General features: G+C 70.2%; 1 protein-coding gene and 1 pseudogene. Both read left to right on the forward strand.

What is annotated here, in order from left to right:
- Nucleotides 1-67 precede the first annotated feature (67 nt).
- The gene (locus ABZY13_RS33440) at nucleotides 68-1,261 is read left to right on the forward strand and encodes a Gfo/Idh/MocA family oxidoreductase (RefSeq protein WP_356637577.1); all 1,194 of its coding nucleotides are present in this window, start codon (nucleotides 68-70) and stop codon (nucleotides 1,259-1,261) included.
- A gap of 14 nt (nucleotides 1,262-1,275) precedes the next feature.
- Nucleotides 1,276-1,463, forward strand: a pseudogene (locus tag ABZY13_RS33445) (sugar phosphate isomerase/epimerase); the annotation flags it as partial.

A 1,463-nucleotide genomic window follows, 5' to 3' on the forward strand; every position in this document is an offset into this window, starting at 1 on the left:
TGTGTGGGGGGGGGGGGTGGGGGGGGCCCCGCCCACCCCCCGGCCTGCTCAAGGAGAATTCACTCATATGGAATCCACCGTCGCCCACAGGCCGCGTCTCGGGATCGGCCTCATCGGCTACGCCTTCATGGGTGCCGTCCACTCGCAGGGCTGGCGTACGGCCGGCCGAGCCTTCGACCTGCCGCTCGAGCCGCATCTCGCCGCCGTGTGCGGCCGGAACCAGCAGGCGGCGCGCGCCGCCGCCGACAAGCTGGGCTGGTCGTCCGTCGAGACCGACTGGCGCCAGTTGATCGCCCGCGACGACATCGACGTCATCGACATCTGCACCCCGGGCGAAAGTCATGCGGAGATCGCCATCGCCGCGCTGGACGCCGGCAAGCACGTGCTGTGCGAGAAGCCTCTGGCCAACACGGTCGAGGAGGCCGAGGCCATGGTCGCCGCGGCGGAACGCAACCCCGGCCGGATCGCGATGGTCGGCTTCAACTACCGCCGTACGCCCGCCCTTTCCCTGGCCCACTCCATGATCAAGGAAGGCAGGCTCGGCAAGATCCGGCACGTCCGCCTCGCCTACCTCCAGGACTGGCTCGTCGATCCCGACTTCCCCCTCACCTGGCGGCTGAAGCGCGAGTCGGCCGGGTCCGGCGCCCTGGGCGATCTCGGCTCCCACCTCGTGGACCTCGCCCAGCACCTGGTGGGCGAGCCCCTCGCCGGTGTCTCCGCGCACATGACGACCTTCGTGCCCGAACGCCCTCTGCTCGCCACCGCGTCGGCGGGACTGAGCGCCTCCGCGGGAGCCGGCCGCGGCCAGGTCACCGTGGATGACGCCGCCCTGTTCACCGGCCGCTTCCCGTCCGGCGCGCTCGCCTCCTTCGAGGCCACCCGCTTCGCCCCCGGCCGCAAGAACGCGATGCAGATCGAGATCAACGGTGAGCGCGGCTCGCTCCTCTTCGACCTCGAACGTCTCAACGAGTTGCACTTCTTCGACGGCACCGAGCCCGGCGCCCACGCCGGCTTCCGCCGCATCCTGGTGACCGAGCCCGATCACCCCTACGTGGCTGCCTGGTGGCCGCCCGGTCACGGGCTCGGTTACGAGCACGCGTTCGTCCACCAGGCCCGCGACCTCGTTCACGCCATCGCCGACGGCACCCACCCCTCCCCGTCGTTCGCCGACGGACTGCAGGTGCAGCGGGTGCTCGCCGCTGTCGAGGAGAGCGCCTCCAAGGACAGCGTCTACACCGCCGTGCCCACCTTCGAAGACTGACAAGGACGTCTGCCATGACCCACCGTTTCACCCTCTTCACCGGCCAGTGGGCGGACCTTCCCCTGGAGGAGGTCTGCCGAATCGCCAGCGACGCCGGCTTCGAAGGCCTCGAACTGGCCTGCTGGGGCGATCACTTCGAGGTCGACAAGGCCCTCGCCGACCCCTCGTACGTCAAGGGCCGCCACCAGCTGCTGGAGAAGTA

Source organism: Streptomyces sp. NPDC006610, assembly GCF_040611575.1.
In the GTDB taxonomy this organism is placed as follows: domain Bacteria; phylum Actinomycetota; class Actinomycetes; order Streptomycetales; family Streptomycetaceae; genus Streptomyces.